Source organism: Pseudarthrobacter sp. GA104 (genome assembly GCF_009741265.1).
In the GTDB taxonomy this organism is placed as follows: domain Bacteria; phylum Actinomycetota; class Actinomycetes; order Actinomycetales; family Micrococcaceae; genus Arthrobacter.
Genome location: NZ_WOWL01000001.1, coordinates 4,195,363 through 4,211,069, shown reverse-complemented (window position 1 = coordinate 4,211,069; position 15,707 = coordinate 4,195,363). Strand labels below are relative to the sequence as shown.

Below are 15,707 nucleotides of genomic sequence, written 5' to 3'. Positions count from 1 at the left end.
CGGGAGTCTGAATTGGTGCGGCCGCCACCGAATGCATGCCGGCCGCACCAGGCGCCATGGATCAGACGCTGCTGAGTTCCGGGGCGGCGGGCAGCTGCCTCCCCTGCGCCACCCGGCTCTGCCCGAGTGCGTAGCCGTCGGTCTTGGGGAGGACGTGGCGGCGGAGGTAGTCCTGGTTGCTGGCGGTGACGCTCAGTCCGTCGCCGCCGTAGTGCTCGGTGCAAAGGATGCCCTGGAAGCCCGCAGACAAGGCGACTTTGAAGGCCTCGCGGTAGTTGATGAGGCCGCTCTCCATGGGTGCCGGCATGGCGACATACATGTCGCGGGCCGTGTCCTCGTCCCGGATGTAGTTCTTCATGTGCCAGTAGTTGGAGTACGGCAGGGTCTTGGCCACCATCTCGCGCCAGTCCTCGATGGGCCGGTGCAGCCGGATGAGGTTGCCGAGGTCCGGGTTGAGGCCGACGTTGGCGAGGCCGATGTCCTGGACCATCTTCACGGAGGAGTCGGCGGTGCCCAGGTACGTGTCCTCGTACATTTCCAGGGACAGCAGGACGCCCACCTCGGCCGCGTGCCGGCCCAGTTCACGGAGGCGCGTCACGGCGTTGTTCCACGCTTCCCTGTTGCCTTCGGGGTCCTTGTAGCCTTCCACCGTCCAGAACCACAGCTGCTTCTGCTGCTCCGCCGTGATGGCCTGGTGGAGTCCAAAGGAGACAACCTCGCAGCCCAGCGCTGCTGCGGCGTCAATGGTGCGGTGGCTGTAGGCCAGGTTTTCTTCCCACCTGCCTTCTTCGATGACGCTGCGGCGGATAGCCGAGATGACCGGTACGCCGATTCCAACAGCGTCCGCGGCCTCCTTGAACTCGGCCAGGCGCCCTTGGCTCAGATCGCCCGGCCGGACCCAGCTGTCCGTGAGGTCGGCATTGGCGAAGCCGGCCTCCTTCACCTCGGACAGGACACCGGCCCAGACGGAGGCTTCGGCGTCGTTCACGTGCACACCCCGGGCGTCTGTTGCCGGAAACTGCAGCAGTGCTGCAGTGATGGGCCAGTTGTCGGCTGTGTACGCCATGGTGTAGCTCCCTTGCTAGATCCTCTTTCCTATAGGATTTATTATTAACGGAGTGTTGTCAAGGTCACACAGAGGCGGGGGCAACCCAACTAAGTAGCGCCAAGTGTCGTTTTGGGGGTTCAAAACGACACTTGGCGCTACCTAGTTGGGCGGGAGGGCTGGTTCAGCCTGGCGGGGCATCAGCCATGGCACGCGCACGGACCTGCCGGATATGCTCGGCCATCGCGGCCTCCGCCGTGCCGGGGTTGCCCGATGCAAGGGCCTTCAGGACAGCCTGGTGTTCGGCGATTGCACTGTCGGCGTCGGTAATTCCCACTCCCCCGAAGAGCCTGAACCGCTGGATCTGGCCGCCGAGGGACGCATAGGCGGCTTCCATGAACTGGTTGCCGGTGTGCCGGGCGATGAGCTGGTGAAAACGCTCGTCCGCTTCCAGGTAGTCCTTGAACTCGGCGAAGGACGGGCCCCGTGGAGCGGCCTTCAGGTCCTCCACCGCCGTTTCCAGTTCGGCCAGGCCCTTCTGGCCGATCCGTTCACAGGCCAGCTTGGCGTTCACGGGTTCGATAGCCAGCCGCGCCTCCATGAGCTCGGCGAAGTCCTCCCTTGTGAAGACCGGAGCCACCCGGTACCCCTTGAGGGCCACCCTCCGGACCATGCCCGTGTGCTCCAGCCTCGCCAGCGCCTCGCGGACAGGCGTGGGCGAGACGTCCAGGTCCCGGGCGGTGCCGTCAATGCTGACCACGGCTCCCGGCGCCAGGCGGCCGTCCATAAGGGACGCCAGGAGTTCCGCGTAGACGTGGTCGGCGAGCACCTGGCGGTTGACAGCGCGGCCCGGCCGGCGGGCCGTCGCCATGTCCTCCGGCCGGGGCCCGTTGTCCTTGGGGGCTTTCTGCATGTTCAGATCCTATAGGGTTCCAACGATCCGGGACCTGCCACCCGGCCGCGGCCCCGCGGGCAGGCTAGGCACCGAAAAGCCCCGTCCAGGCTTGCCGGGACGGGGCTTGTCAGTTTGGCTATGCGAGCAGGGAAGGCTTCAGCTGCTGAAGCCGGCCCAGGAGGCCGTTGATGAATTGGGGCGACTCGTCAGTGGAAAGCGTCTTGGCCAACGCCACCGCTTCGCTCACCGCCACGCCGTCCGGAATATCGTCGTTGTACAGGAGTTCCCAAGTGCCGATGCGCAAAATGATGCGGTCCACCGACGGCATCCGCTCAAGGCTCCAGCCCTGGGAGTACGTCTCCAGGAACTCGTCGATGGCGGTTTGCTGGGACAGCACGCCCTCAACGATTTCGATGGTGTACGGGTTGATTACCTGGTCGGTCTTTTCCCGCCGGGAGCGGATCACGTCAAAGGCCGAAACCGAGCGCTGCTCAGCTTCGAAAAGAACGTCCAGTGCCCTGTTACGGGCTTTACCGCGTGCGCTCACTACTCAGTGACCCGGCCCAGGTAGCTGCCGTCGCGGGTGTCTACCTTGACCTTGGTGTTGTTTTCAATGAACAGCGGAACCTGGATCTCGTACCCGGTTTCCAGGGTTGCGGGCTTGGTGCCCGCAGAGGAGCGGTCGCCCTGCAGGCCCGGCTCGGTGTAGGTGATTTCCAGCACGACGCTGGGCGGGAGTTCGATGTACAGCGGGGTGCCCTCGTGAATGGCGATGTTGACCATCTGGTTCTCGAGCATGAAGTTGGTGGCATCGCCTACCGTTGCGCCGGAGACAGTGATCTGGTCGAAGTCTGAGGTGTCCATGAACACGAAGTCGGCGCCGTCCTGGTACAGGTACTGGTAGTCACGGCGGTCAACCGTTGCGGTTTCGATCTTCAGCCCGGCGTTGAACGTCTTGTCCACGACCTTGCCGGACATCACGTTGCGCATCTTGGTGCGAACGAACGCACCGCCCTTGCCTGGCTTGACGTGCTGGAATTCGATGATGTTCCAGAGCTGGCCCTCGAGCTTCAGGACCGTTCCGTTCTTGATGTCGTTAGTGGTTGCCACTGTTTCCTCTGGTTTCTCTGTCTGGTCGCGTTGTCAGACGTTGTATGCCGGGCAGGCAACCCAAACGGACTGCCGGCGCGTGTTTGTCAAAAATCGGGTGGTTAAAAATTCAAGAACCATTCTACCGGGTTAATCCGGTGCGCTTCCCGGCTGCGGCTTCAGGCGGCTGCCGGAGGGCAGCTGCACCGATCCGCTGCCGGTATCAGCAGGCCAGGTCCAGGACATCCCGGGCACGCTGCAACGCCACGGTGGACGAGTAGATCTGGGCCGCATCGGCGGACTGCGCCACGCGCAGGTCGAGTGCGCGCGCGAACGATTCAACAGCTGCTGACATCTGGCCGGCACTGTACTGGGTCTTTCCCAGGAACTGCCACACGAGGGCCTCCCGCGGCGTCCCCTGCACTTCGGCCAGGAGCTGGCGGAACAGCTCCACGGCACGGTCAAGGCGGTTTGAAACCCGCAGCACCTCAGCCTCGAAGGTCCGCAGCCGGAAGGATTCGGGGTCCTTGAACCGGGCTTCGGCCAGCAGTTCGGCGGCTTCGGAGGCGTGCCCCTCCACCAGGAGAACGAAAATATGGTCTGCCGGATCGCTGGATACCGCCAACGCCTCCCGGCAGGCGTCCTCGTTCACAATCTCCGGCAGCAGCGATTCCGGGTTGATCCGGATACCCGGAAAACCGGCATCGGGCCAGTCTGCTGTTCCTTGCATGTCCCCCTGCATCAGGAAGCAATTTCCTGATATGCGGCGAACAGCAGGGAGGTGTCCGGGACGTCAAGGATTCCGGGCTTTGCCACGCCGTCCAAAACAACAAAGCGCAGCAGGTCACCGCGTGACTTCTTGTCGCGCCGCATTCCGTCAAGGAGGGCTTGCCAACGGTCCCGCCGGTAAGTAACCGGGAGGCCGAGGCTCTCAAGGACGGTCCGGTGCCGGTCGGCGTCGGCATCGCTGAGGCGGCCCACGCTGCGGGCGAGCTCGGCAGCGAACATCATGCCAACCGAGACAGCGGCGCCGTGACGCCACGAGTAGCGTTCGACGAGTTCGATGGCATGCCCGAGGGTGTGCCCGTAGTTCAGGATTTCCCGCAAACCGGATTCCTTGAGGTCCTCGGAAACCACCTTGGCCTTAACGGCGATGGCCCGCTCGATCAACTCCCGGAGGACGTCAGACTGCGGATCCACCACAGCGGCCGGGTCCTTTTCCACGAGGTCGAGGATGGCGGGATCGGCGATGAAACCGCACTTGATGACCTCCGCCATGCCGGAAACCATCTCGTTGCGGGGCAGCGTGTTGAGGGTGTCGAGATCGGCCAGCACGCCCGCGGGAGGATGGAACGCGCCCACCAGGTTCTTGCCTTCGGCGGTGTTGATCCCCGTCTTCCCGCCCACGGAGGCGTCCACCATGGCGAGCAGGCTGGTGGGCATGTGGATGACCTTGACGCCGCGCAGCCAGGTGGCTGCAACGAAGCCGGCGACATCCGTGACCGCGCCTCCGCCGACGGCAACGATGGCGTCGGACCGGGTGAAGTCGTTCTGCCCCAGGACCTGCCAGCAGAAGGCGGCCACCTGGATGTGCTTGCCTTCTTCGGCGTCCGGGATTTCCGCGGTCAGGGAGGTGAAACCGGCGGCGGCCAGCTCGTCGCGGACGGTGTCGCCGGTAAGCCGCAAGGCGCGCGGATGGATGACCAGCACGCGCCGTACCCGCTCCCCCAGCAGCCCCGGAAGGTCACCCAGCAGCCCCCGCCCCACGACGACGTCGTAATTCTCGGCGGCGGAACTGCCTGTGACACTGATGACTGTTGATTCGGTGGTCACTTTTCAACTTCCTGTTTGGCAGCTGCGTAGTCCCGCAGTGCTGCTTCGAGCCGCGCGCCCAGCTCGGAAACCGAGCCGTGGCGCACGTCCAGGGTGAGGTCAGCCAGCCGCTCATAGACTGGCTTGCGGGTGGCGAACATTGCGGTCCAGCGGCCCATCGCGTCCCCGGCCAGCAGCGGGCGCCCGGAGTTCCGGGCGATGCGGCCGGCCACTGTTTGCGCGTCGCACTCGAGGTACACCACGGTACAGCGGCTGATCAGCTGCTGAGTGCCGGAGTCCAGTACCGCGCCGCCGCCGAGGGAGATCACCGCGACGGTCTGGTCCGCCGCTTCGACGACGTCGGCTACCGTCCGTGCTTCGATCTCACGGAACGCATGTTCACCGCGCCCGGCAAATATATCCGAAATCGATCCATGGCCGGCCACGATCACGGCGTCGGTGTCCACGAACGGGACGCCGAGCTGATAGGCAAGCTGCTGCCCGATGGCCGACTTGCCCACCGCCATGGGCCCGATCAGGACAATGGGCCGGCCTGAGGGTCCGGTTTTGCTGCGGTGGGGCACTTACTGGCCGATCGAGTCCAGGGACGCCGGAATGTTGTCCAGGTAACCCTTGATGTTGCGTGCGGTCTCCGCGACGGAGTCGCCGCCGAACTTTTCGGTGACGGCCTCGGCGAGGACCAGCGCCACCATTGCCTCTGCCACCACACCGGCAGCCGGAACCGCACAGACGTCCGAACGCTGGTGGTGCGCCTTTGCAGGCTCCCCGGTGCTGACGTCGATGGTCTTGAGGGCGCGCGGCACCGTGGCGATGGGCTTCATGGCGGCCCGGACGCGCAGGACGTCTCCGATGCTCATGCCGCCCTCGATGCCGCCGGCACGGTTGCTGGTGCGGACAATGCGGCCGTCAGCATCCCGGACGATTTCGTCATGGGCGGCGGAGCCGCGGCGCGCAGCCGTCAGGAAGCCGTCGCCGACCTCCACGCCCTTGATGGCCTGGATGCCCATCAGTGCGGCGGCAAGGCGGGAATCCAGGCGCCGGTCCCAGTGCACGTAGCTGCCCAGTCCTGGCGGGAGTCCGTAGGCGAGGACTTCCACCACGCCGCCCAGGGTTTCGCCTTCCTTGTGGGCGGCGTCCACCTCGGCGACCATCGCATCGGAGGTTTCGCGGTCGAAGCAGCGGAGCGGGTCGGCGTCCAGCGCAATGACATCCGCGGGCACCGGAAGGGGACGTCCTTCCGGGACTGCGACAGTGGCAATGCTGACTGTGTGGCTGACCAGCTCGATGCCGAGGTGCTTGAGGAATTGTGCCGCAACGGTGCCCATGGCAACGCGGGTGGCGGTCTCGCGCGCGCTTGCCCGCTCCAGGACAGGACGTGCCTCAGCGAAGCCGTACTTCTGCATCCCGGTGAAATCGGCGTGGCCGGGCCGGGGGCGGGTCAGCGGCGCGTTGCGTGCCTGGTCCGCGAGCAGGTCCGGATCCACAGGATCCGCCGACATGATCTGTTCCCACTTGGGCCACTCTGTATTGCCCACCTGGATGGCCACCGGGCCGCCCTGGGTGAGGCCGTGGCGGACGCCGCCGAGGATGGTGACGACGTCCTGCTCGAACTTCATGCGCGCGCCACGGCCATAGCCCAGCCGGCGGCGTGCCAAGGAGTCTGCGATGTGCCCGCTGGTGATTTCCACACCGGCGGGGACGCCTTCAATAATTCCCATCAGAGCCGGACCATGGGATTCACCGGCAGTCAACCAACGCAACATATCTTCCATCCTGCCACGGGGGGCGGTTACAAAGCGCGTCGGGGAAGGCCGACTGAGGCGCACATCACATCTATGACGGCGGCATTGACGTCATCGCCGCGACGGGTAAAAAGGCGTACCTGTTCCACTGCCTGGTACAGCAGCATCTCCAGGCCGGGCACCACGGTGCCGCCGCCTGCCTGCCACACCGAGGCGACCAGGCTGGGCCAGGGATCGTAGGCAACATCCAGCAGCACGCCGGTAGTGGCGGTTTTCAACTCAGCTATTTCGGCCGCCAGCCCGTCCGCGGCCCGCGGTGGCAGGGTGGAGATGACGACGTCGGCGGCAGCCGTTGGGTGCACCGCGTCAGCCAGGCGGCGGATGTCCAGGTCCATGCCCAGGCTTGCGGCGGCGGAGCGGACCTCCCCGGTCCTGGAGGTGTCCCGGACGAAAACCTGGACGTGGCCGGTCCCAAGCTCCTTCAGCGCCGCGATGGCAGAGGCCGCTGTTCCCCCGCCGCCGAGGATGACGGCGGCGGGGGCTGGCCCCGTCCCGGCATGCCGCAGGGCGTTGACGATCCCGGCAACATCGGTGTTCGATCCAACGATCTTCCGGCCGCCGTCGTGGTCCTCGAAGGACACCGTGTTGACCACACCCAGGATCCCGGCAACGCCGCGGACCTCATCCACCTGCCCGAGCATCGCCGTCTTCAAGGGCATCGTGACGGACAGGCCGCGCCAGCCCGGCTGGTCGCGGATCTGCCGCATCAGCGTCGGCAGCAACTGCTCGGTGACGTCAATCGCCGTGTAGCTGATGCCGACGCCCAGCCGGCCGTAGGCAGCAAGATGCAGTGCCGGCGACTTCGAGTGGCTGATCGGGTGGCCCAGGACGGCAGCCCGAAGGCTCATGTGCAGCGTCCGGCGTTCGCCGCGCACCAGGCGTTGTACTGCTCGACGTACCCGTTGTGCTCGGCCAGCGTCCTGGAGAACTTGGTCTCTTTGGTGTCCAGGTTGATGGTGACCCAGTACAGGTAGTCGTTCGTCTTCGGCCTGGCGGCAGCATCAATGGCCGTCTTTCCCGGAGAGCCGATGGGTCCCGGGGGCAGTCCGGGATTCGCATAGGTGTTGTACGGGTTGGACTTGTCCTGGCGCTGTTCGTCCGTGAAGTTGTAGCTCTTGGTGCCCAGGCCGTACGTCACCGCCGAGTCCACCTGCAGGAAACCTCCGGTCTGGTCGTTGGGCTTGAGCCGGTTGTAGATGGCACCTGCCACGTCCCCGTACTCCGCCTGGCCGCCTTCGGCCTGGACAATGCTGGCCACGATCACGGCCTCGTACTGCTTGGCCGGGTCCGTGATGCCCTGCGACACAAGTTCGTCGGTTGTGATCTTGACCAGGGCCTGGAGGATGTCCTTTGCCGGGGTACCAAGGGGGAAACGGTGTTCACCCGGAGCCAGGTAGCCCTCAAGGTTTTTTGCGGTGGCCGGCAGCCCGAACTGGGCCGGCTGGTTGCTGAGCGCCTGCAGGTCCTGGATGGATATTCCGGAACCTTGCGAGATCGCCTGCAGGGACTCGCCCACGCGCAGGCCGGCACTGAGGGCGAAGTAGATGACCTTGGTTTGGTCCTTGCCCAGCAGGACGTTTACGGCGTCGGAATTCTTCATCTCGTTCTTGAACGTGTAGTCCCCCGGAGCCAGTGTTCCCCCGGATGCGCTGAAGCTCTGGAGGAAGGTGTCCGCATTCGCCACCACGCGTTCGTTTTCCAGCTTCGCAGCGACGGACCGGGTGCCTTCGCCGTTCTCGACGGTCACCACGACTTCGCCCGTCCCCGGGCCCGGGAAGTCGGCGGGCTTGTCGTTGCCAAGCAACGGCTTCAGGAACTGCGCGCCGACTGCCACGGCCGTGACGAAGACAGCAAGGGTAAGGAACAGTGCCAGCATCCGCCTGCGGCGGCGCACCTTCTTGGACGGTTTGGCCACTACCGCTGCCGTCGACGGGGCGGGAAGGAATTCGTGATGGTGCGCGCCGTCGTCGTGCCCCTCGGCGTAGTGGGCGTCACCGTAGTGCTCCTGGTCGTAGTGGCCATCGTGATAGTGATCCGCGTGGTGCGCTGCAGGGTAGGCGGCCCCGTCCGGGAAGTGCGGCTCGTCGTCGTAATGCGTTCCAGTTCCGTGCTGGTGGGCTCCGAAGGCGGGCGCTCCTGAAAAAACGGGTGCCTCGTGGGCATGAAGCCCGTCATGCAGGCCGGCTTCTTCATAGTTGGCGTCCCCACGGAAGTCTTCGTTGTGATGTGCCTCTTCCCGGGGGATGTCCTGGATGGACGGCGGAGTGAGGGGAGCAGCAGGAACGGGCTGTTCTACCGGTGTTTCCTGCGGTGCCGCTTCCTGGGGTCCAGCTTCGTTCCGCAATGCTTCGTCCTTAGGCAGGGGGTGCGGCTCGGGTGCCACGGGAGGTTCCGAAGGCTGCGGCGGAATGTCGTGGCCGGTCTCGTAGGCCTGCTCGGGCACCGCGTCCTGGCCTCCGGTGTTGAAGGTTTTTTCCCTTGCACGGAGTTCCTTGCGGGTCAGCGGTCGTGCTGCTCCGGCGTCCAGTGGGCTGGAAGCGTCGTCAATGTTGGCAGGGCTCACTGTTGCCTTCCATTATCTGAAGATTGGGCCGTTTCGCCGGGGGCGGCGCGCACAGTGTCATTCTGCCCGCTGCCTCCCAGGTCCACGGAAGGGGGCGGCGGCGTCACGCGTGAGCCGACGTCCGCTCCCCTGGCTTTCTGCATGTCGATGGCGTGCTGAAGGATACCCGCCGCCGCGACCTGATCAACTACTTTACGGTGATTCCTGCTGCTCATGCCAGCTTCATGCAGGTTGCGGTGCGCGGTCACGCTGCTCAACCGTTCGTCCACAAGGTTAACCGGGACGTCCACAGCACGGGCAGCCAGTTCGCCGGCAAGCAGCCGGGCGTAGTCCACGGCCATCTTGGCGGACGCCCTTTCCTCACCCTTGAGGGTGCGGGGCAGCCCCACGATCACCTGCACGGCGCCGAGCTCCTCGACCAGGTTTGCGATGACCCTGACGTCGGAGTTTTTCCTGGCGTTGCGGTCCAGCGTTTTGTAGGGCGTTGCCAGGATCGAGTCGCGGTCGCAGATGGCAACCCCCACCCGGACCGTGCCGACGTCCACCCCCAGTTTGATGCCGTGGGGGTAGGCACCGGCAGCTGCAGGACTGGTCATGGGTGGTTAGCGCCGCGTAATGGCGTCAACAACCGCCGCCAGTGCCGGGCCGACCTTGCCGGCGTCGGTGCCGCCGCCCTGGGCGACGTCGTCCTTGCCGCCGCCTCCGCCGCCGAGGACACCCGCGGCGAGGCGGACAAGCGCGCCGGCCTTGACCCCGGCCTCCCTGGCGGCTTCATTGGTGGCCACCAGGATCATGGGACGGTCGTTCGCAACGCCGGCAACGGCCACAGTCGCCGCTGCCGAGCCGAGACGGTTGCGCAGGTCCAGCGCCAGGCCGCGAAGATCGTCCGCGCCACTGACCTGGCCGGCATCATGGGCGATGACGCTCACGCCGGCCGCGTCCTTGGCGCTGCTGACCAGCTGTGCGGCCGAGGCGGCCAACTGCTCCTTGCGGAGGCGGTCCAGCTCCTTCTCCGTGGCCTTGAGCTTGGCGAGGGTGGCGGAAATCCGGTCGGCCAGCTGGCCCGAGGGCACTTTGAGGAGCTCGGTCAGCTCGGTCACCAGGGCGCGTTCGGCGGCCAGGTGGCGGAACGCATCCATGCCCACGAAGGCCTCCACGCGGCGGTTTCCCGACCCCACGGACTGCTCGCCCAGCAGCGAAAGGCTGCCGATCAGGGAAGTGTTGGGCACGTGGGTGCCGCCGCACAGCTCGCGGGACCAGGCGCCGTCGATCTCCACCACGCGTACTTCGCTGCCATAGTTTTCACCGAACAGTGCCATGGCGCCCAGGGCCTTGGCCTCCGCCAGTCCCATCACCTTGGTCTCCACCCGGAAATTGTTCCGGATGGCCAGGTTGGAGACTTCCTCGATCTCGGACCGGGTGGCCGTGCTCAGGCCTTCGCCCCAGGCGAAGTCGAAGCGCAGGTAGCCGGCCTTGTTGTAAGAACCGCGCTGCGTGGCTTCGGGGCCGAGGATCTGGTGGAGCGCCGCGTGCACGATGTGCGTGCCGGTGTGGGCCTGTTCGGCGGCGTGCCGGCGTTCACGGTCGACGGCGGCGCGGACCAGCGAGTCGGACCCGATTTCGCCTTCGCGCACGATCGCCTTGTGCACGCTCAGGCCCTTCAGGGGCCGCTGCACGTCAAGGACCTCGACGACGAATCCGTCACCGGTGATGAGGCCCGTGTCTGCGGCCTGGCCGCCTGCTTCCGCGTAGAACGGGGTCTCGGAGAGCACCAGCTCGATCTCGTCGCCCGTGGAGGCCTGCTGGACCGGGCGGCCGCCCGTGAGGATGCCGCGGACCCGGGATTCGCCGTCGAGCTCCGTGTAGCCGGTGAAGACCGTCTCGCCCTGGGCCAGGATGTCCTGGAAGGCGCTGAGGTCGGCGTGGCCGCCCTTCTTGCCCTTGGCATCCGCCTGGGCGCGCTGGCGCTGTTCCTGCATGAGGCTGCGGAACGCTGCCTCATCCACCTTGAGCCCGGCTTCTTCGGCCATTTCCAGGGTCAGGTCGATGGGGAACCCGTAGGTGTCGTGCAGGGTGAAGGCGTCCTCGCCGGACAGCGGCTTGTTGGCCGCTTTGGACACCTTGACGGCGTCCTCAAGCCGGGCAGTGCCGGAAGCGATGGTGCGCAGGAAGGCCTTCTCCTCCGCGTAGGCGATGCGGCTGATCCGGGCGAAGTCGGTGTCAACCACGGGGTAGACGCCCTTCATGGCGTCGCGGGAGGCCGGCAGGAGCTCAGGCAGGCATGCCTGTTCCACGCCGAGGAGGCGCATGGAGCGGACGGCACGGCGGATGAGCCGGCGCAGGACGTAGCCGCGGCCCTCGTTGGAGGGGGTCACGCCGTCGGAGATGAGCATCAGCGCCGAGCGGACGTGGTCGGCGACCACGCGCATGCGCACGTCGTCCGTGTGGTGCGGGTCGTCGTCGGACTCGGCGGAGGTGTACTCCCTGCCGGAGAGTTCGGCGGCTTTGTCGATGACGGGGCGGACCTGGTCCGTCTCGTACATGTTCTCGACGCCCTGCAGGATCATGGCCAGGCGCTCCATGCCCAGGCCGGTGTCGATGTTGCGCTTGGGCAGCTCGCCCACGACGTCGAAGTCTTCCTTCGAACGCACGTTTTCGATCTGGTACTGCATGAACACGAGGTTCCAGATCTCGATGTAGCGGGTTTCGTCCGCCAGCGGGCCGCCCTCGACGCCGTATGCGGGGCCGCGGTCATAGTAGATTTCGGAGCAGGGGCCGGCAGGGCCGGGCTGCCCGGTGTGCCAGTAGTTGTCCGCCTTGCCCATTTTCTGGATGCGCTCCGCGGGGACGCCGGTGTTCTTCAGCCACAGTTCCCTGGCTTCGTCGTCCTCTTCGTAGACGGTCACCCAGAGGCGTTCCGGCGCAAGCCCGTAGCCGCCGTCGTCAACGCTCGTGGTGAGCAGTTCCCAGGCGAATTTGATGGCGTCTTCCTTGAAGTAATCTCCGAAGGAGAAGTTGCCGCACATTTGGAAGAAGGTTCCGTGGCGGGCAGTCTTGCCCACTTCCTCGATATCGCCGGTGCGGATGCATTTCTGCACGCTGACGGCACGTGAGTAGGGTGGTTCCTCCCTGGCCGTCAGGTAGGGAATGAACGGCACCATGCCGGCAACCGTGAACAGCAGCGAGGGGTCGCTGGAAACCAACGATGCGGAGGGAACCGCGGTGTGGCCCTTGCTGACAAAAAAGTCCACCCAGCGCTTTGTGATCTCCTGCGACTTCATGAGCTGTTACGTACCCTTCTTGCTCCGCGCACTGACCGGCGCGGAGGTTCTTTCGCGTGCGGTTCCCGTAGCTGTACGGTTCCCGCCGGTGTTGTTATAACGTTTGGTGCCGCCGCATCGTGCGGTCGGCGGGTGCGGGCCGGCGTGGTGCCGGCCTGCGGGGCCTGGTCAGCGGCGGACCAGGTCTTCCGATTCGACGCCGAGGGCGGCCCGCAGATCGGTCTCGCGCTCACGCATCCCTGCGCGGACGGCATCGGCGAAGTCGTAGACGCCGTCAGCGAGCCGGTTCACCGCGCGGTTGAGGCCCTCCGGGCCAAGCGCGGACTGCATGCCGGCCTGCGCTTCGGTCACCTTGCGGAAGGCGATCACTCCGATCGCCACGCCGATTCCCATCCAGACAAGTCGTTTCATTTTATGTTCTCCGGAATTCAGCGGCTGCGGCGGCCGGCAGCGGGTTTCTTGCGGTTGGCAAACGCGGTGCGGACACCGTAGCTGAAGGCGGCCACCTTGATGAGCGGGGATCCGACTGTGGCGGCCACCAGCGAGGACAGCGCCGACAGGTTGGCCGAGGCGTCCGAAACGTTGGACGAGATACCGTCCACTTTCTTCAGCTGCTGGTTGGTGGTGGACACGGTGGCCGTGACCTCGTCCATCAGGGGCGTGGCGCCGTCGCTCAGGGACCGGATGGCCGTGCGCACCTCGTCAAACACCTTGCCCAGCTTCACGATGGGCACCGCGAGCAGCAGCACCAGGAGCGCAAACACCCCGGCAGCGATCAGGCCGGCAATATCGCCACCAGACATAGACGTTTCATCTCCTCGAAATTCTGTGGTTCGTGTCATCAGCGGATGCGTCAGCAAAACGCGTTTCCGCAGATGTCCCCCAAGTACCTTACATACAAAGAAGCCCGCGGCGCTTGCCACGGGCTTCTTTGGATACGCTGCCGGAATTTAGCGTGCGTAGAATTCGACGACGAGCTGCTCTTCGCAGGTCACGGGGACCTCGGAGCGCTTGGGGCGGCGGACCAGGCGTGCCTGCAGGGCCTCCAGCTTGACGTCCAGGTAGGCCGGAACGGCGGGCAGGACGTCGCGGTGGGCGCCGGCTGCTGCAACCTGGAGCGGGACCATGGTTTCGCTGCGGCTGTGGACGTGGACCAGCTGGCCCTCGCCGACGCGGAACGACGGACGGTCAACGCGGACGCCGTCAACCATGATGTGGCGGTGCACAACCAGCTGGCGGGCCTGGGCGATGGTGCGGGCGAAACCGGCACGCAGGACCAGGGCGTCAAGGCGCATTTCGAGCAGTTCGATGAGGTTTTCACCGGTCAGGCCCTTGGTGCGGCGGGCCTCTTCGAAGGCACGGGTCATCTGTGCTTCGCGGATGCCGTACTGGGCGCGCAGGCGCTGCTTTTCGCGGAGGCGTACGGCGTAGTCGGAGTCCTGCTTCTTGCGGGCACGGCCATGCTCACCGGGGCCGTACGGGCGGCGCTCCATGTACTTGGCGGCCTTGGGGGTCAGAGCGATGCCGAGGGACCGCGAGAGGCGGGCCTGACGGCGAGCACGAGTGTTGTTAGCCACTTGTGTCCTTCCAATATCTGCGGTGTGTCAGTGTTACTGGCCTCCACGATGGAGAGCATCGGCCAACCGCTGCCTTTTGCTACTGGGCACAGGGCATAACCTTCTCAACGTAAATTGGGGAGATTGTGCGTCCGTGCCTTGCCAGACAAACATCTATCCTACCACGGCGGCTACTTGCCCCGGACAATCTTCCGCAGCCGCTCCAGGCGCACCGCAATGTCCCGCTCCGCGCCGTTGGCCGTGGGCTGGTAGTAGTCCCTCCCCACGAGGTCGTCCGGGGGATACTGCTGGGCGGCTACTCCGTGCGGCGCATCGTGGGCGTATTTGTACCCCACGCCGTGGCCCAGCTGTTTGGAACCCGGATAGTGCGCGTCCCGCAGGTGCGCGGGGATGCCGTTCCCCAGGCCTGCCCGGACGTCGGCGATGGCCTTGTTGATGCCCATGTAGGCGGCGTTGGACTTCGGGGCGGTGGCCAGGTGCACCACGGCCTCGGCAAGGATGATGCGGCCCTCCGGCATCCCGATCAGCTGCACGGCCTGGGCCGCTGCCACTGCCGTCTGCAGCGCAGTGGGATCGGCCATCCCCACGTCCTCGGCCGCAGAGATCACGATCCTTCGGGCCACGAAGCGGGGGTCCTCCCCCGCTTCCAGCATCCGCGCCAGGTAGTGGAGGGCTGCGTCCACGTCAGACCCGCGGATCGATTTGATGAAGGCACTGATGACGTCGTAGTGCTGGTCCCCGGCACGGTCGTAACGGACGGCGGCAACATCGAGGGCACGCTCGGTGTGCTTGAGTTCGACGACGACAGGCCCTTCCCCTGCATCGTCCGCATCCCCGAACGCAACCCCGGCTGCCGCTTCCAGGGCCGTCAAGGCACGGCGGGCATCACCCCCGGAAAGCCTTACGAGGTGGTCCAGTGCTTCCTCATTGAGGTCCACTTTCCCGTTCAGGCCGCGAGGATCTGCAACGGCGCGCTGGATCAGTCCCTCGATGTCCGCATCGGTCAGTGGTTTGAGGGTCAGCAGCAGGGAACGGGACAAAAGCGGCGAGACGACCGAAAACGAGGGGTTCTCGGTGGTGGCAGCCACCAGGACCACCCACCGGTTTTCGACGCCGGGCAGCAGGGCATCCTGCTGCGCTTTGTTGAAGCGGTGGATCTCGTCGAGGAACAGGACGGTGGTGGTCTTGTAGAGGTCCCTCGCGGTGAGGGCGTCGTCCATCACCCGCCGCACGTCCTTGACGCCGGCAGTGATGGCAGAGAGTTCCACGAACTTCCGGCCCGGTCCCCTGGCGATCACGTGCGCCAGGGTGGTCTTGCCGGTCCCGGGAGGACCCCAGAGGATGAGCGACGTGGGTCCTGCCGGGCCGGTTGTGTCCGCTCCCGCCCCGGCAGCGAGCTGGCGCAAGGGTGACCCCTGACCCAGCAGGTGTTGCTGGCCCACCACCTCATCGAGGGTGCGGGGACGCATCCGGACGGCGAGCGGGCCGCGGGGGGAAGCGCTGCCTCCTCCCCCGGCAGGCCGCCCGGCGGCAGGTGCAGCACTGTCGCCGTCGTCGTCATCATTGCCGGGCCCGTGCCCGAAGAGATCTTCCACATAGATAGGCTACTTCCAGTTCACCTT

The 15,707-nt window shown here is 65.8% G+C and carries 16 protein-coding genes; all 16 read right to left on the bottom strand.

The window, feature by feature from the left end; translation table 11 throughout:
* Nucleotides 1-61: 61 nt before the first annotated feature.
* Nucleotides 62-1,066, bottom strand: a complete 1,005-nt coding sequence (locus tag GK109_RS19305; protein ID WP_157242072.1) for a sugar phosphate isomerase/epimerase — start codon at nucleotides 1,064-1,066, stop codon at nucleotides 62-64.
* A gap of 163 nt (nucleotides 1,067-1,229) precedes the next feature.
* Nucleotides 1,230-1,916, bottom strand: a complete 687-nt coding sequence (locus GK109_RS19300) for a GntR family transcriptional regulator (protein WP_157243165.1) — start codon at nucleotides 1,914-1,916, stop codon at nucleotides 1,230-1,232.
* Between the two features lie 160 nt (nucleotides 1,917-2,076).
* Nucleotides 2,077-2,487, bottom strand: a complete 411-nt coding sequence (gene nusB / locus GK109_RS19295) for a transcription antitermination factor NusB (protein ID WP_311217652.1) — start codon at nucleotides 2,485-2,487, stop codon at nucleotides 2,077-2,079.
* A complete protein-coding gene (efp, locus tag GK109_RS19290) occupies nucleotides 2,487-3,050 on the bottom strand; it encodes an elongation factor P (protein ID WP_321213624.1) in 564 nt (187 codons plus the stop codon). The genes nusB and efp overlap by 1 nt, the downstream gene beginning before the upstream one ends.
* A 202-nt stretch (nucleotides 3,051-3,252) precedes the next feature.
* Nucleotides 3,253-3,771, bottom strand: a complete 519-nt coding sequence (locus GK109_RS19285) for a tetratricopeptide repeat protein (protein WP_157242071.1) — start codon at nucleotides 3,769-3,771, stop codon at nucleotides 3,253-3,255.
* A complete protein-coding gene (aroB, locus tag GK109_RS19280; RefSeq protein ID WP_370460707.1) occupies nucleotides 3,771-4,862 on the bottom strand; it encodes a 3-dehydroquinate synthase in 1,092 nt (363 codons plus the stop codon). Before aroB ends, GK109_RS19285 begins: the two co-directional genes overlap by 1 nt.
* Nucleotides 4,859-5,425 (bottom strand): shikimate kinase, encoded by a 567-nt coding sequence (locus GK109_RS19275; RefSeq protein WP_370460706.1) that lies wholly within the window; start codon nucleotides 5,423-5,425, stop codon nucleotides 4,859-4,861. The genes aroB and GK109_RS19275 overlap by 4 nt, the downstream gene beginning before the upstream one ends.
* Nucleotides 5,426-6,625 carry a chorismate synthase gene (aroC, locus tag GK109_RS19270; protein WP_157242070.1) on the bottom strand — a complete coding sequence of 400 codons (1,200 nt, stop codon included), beginning with the start codon at nucleotides 6,623-6,625 and terminating at the stop codon, nucleotides 5,426-5,428.
* Nucleotides 6,626-6,651: 26 nt separating this feature from the next.
* Nucleotides 6,652-7,512 carry a shikimate dehydrogenase gene (locus GK109_RS19265; RefSeq protein WP_157242069.1) on the bottom strand — a complete coding sequence of 287 codons (861 nt, stop codon included), beginning with the start codon at nucleotides 7,510-7,512 and terminating at the stop codon, nucleotides 6,652-6,654.
* Nucleotides 7,509-9,227 (bottom strand): endolytic transglycosylase MltG, encoded by a 1,719-nt coding sequence (gene mltG / locus GK109_RS19260; RefSeq protein WP_370460705.1) that lies wholly within the window; start codon nucleotides 9,225-9,227, stop codon nucleotides 7,509-7,511. Before mltG ends, GK109_RS19265 begins: the two co-directional genes overlap by 4 nt.
* A complete protein-coding gene (gene ruvX / locus GK109_RS19255; RefSeq protein ID WP_157242068.1) occupies nucleotides 9,224-9,823 on the bottom strand; it encodes a Holliday junction resolvase RuvX in 600 nt (199 codons plus the stop codon). The genes mltG and ruvX overlap by 4 nt, the downstream gene beginning before the upstream one ends.
* A 6-nt stretch (nucleotides 9,824-9,829) precedes the next feature.
* Nucleotides 9,830-12,508 carry an alanine--tRNA ligase gene (alaS, locus tag GK109_RS19250; protein ID WP_157242067.1) on the bottom strand — a complete coding sequence of 893 codons (2,679 nt, stop codon included), beginning with the start codon at nucleotides 12,506-12,508 and terminating at the stop codon, nucleotides 9,830-9,832.
* A gap of 168 nt (nucleotides 12,509-12,676) precedes the next feature.
* Nucleotides 12,677-12,919 carry a hypothetical protein gene (locus GK109_RS19245; RefSeq protein WP_231754896.1) on the bottom strand — a complete coding sequence of 81 codons (243 nt, stop codon included), beginning with the start codon at nucleotides 12,917-12,919 and terminating at the stop codon, nucleotides 12,677-12,679.
* 17 nt (nucleotides 12,920-12,936) lie between these two features.
* A complete protein-coding gene (locus GK109_RS19240) occupies nucleotides 12,937-13,311 on the bottom strand; it encodes a DUF948 domain-containing protein (RefSeq protein ID WP_157242066.1) in 375 nt (124 codons plus the stop codon).
* Nucleotides 13,312-13,458: 147 nt separating this feature from the next.
* A complete protein-coding gene (rpsD, locus tag GK109_RS19235) occupies nucleotides 13,459-14,085 on the bottom strand; it encodes a 30S ribosomal protein S4 (protein WP_066276228.1) in 627 nt (208 codons plus the stop codon).
* 170 nt (nucleotides 14,086-14,255) lie between these two features.
* Nucleotides 14,256-15,680: a replication-associated recombination protein A gene (locus GK109_RS19230; protein WP_323057104.1), complete on the bottom strand. Its 1,425-nt coding sequence runs from the start codon at nucleotides 15,678-15,680 to the stop codon at nucleotides 14,256-14,258.
* Nucleotides 15,681-15,707 lie beyond the last annotated feature (27 nt).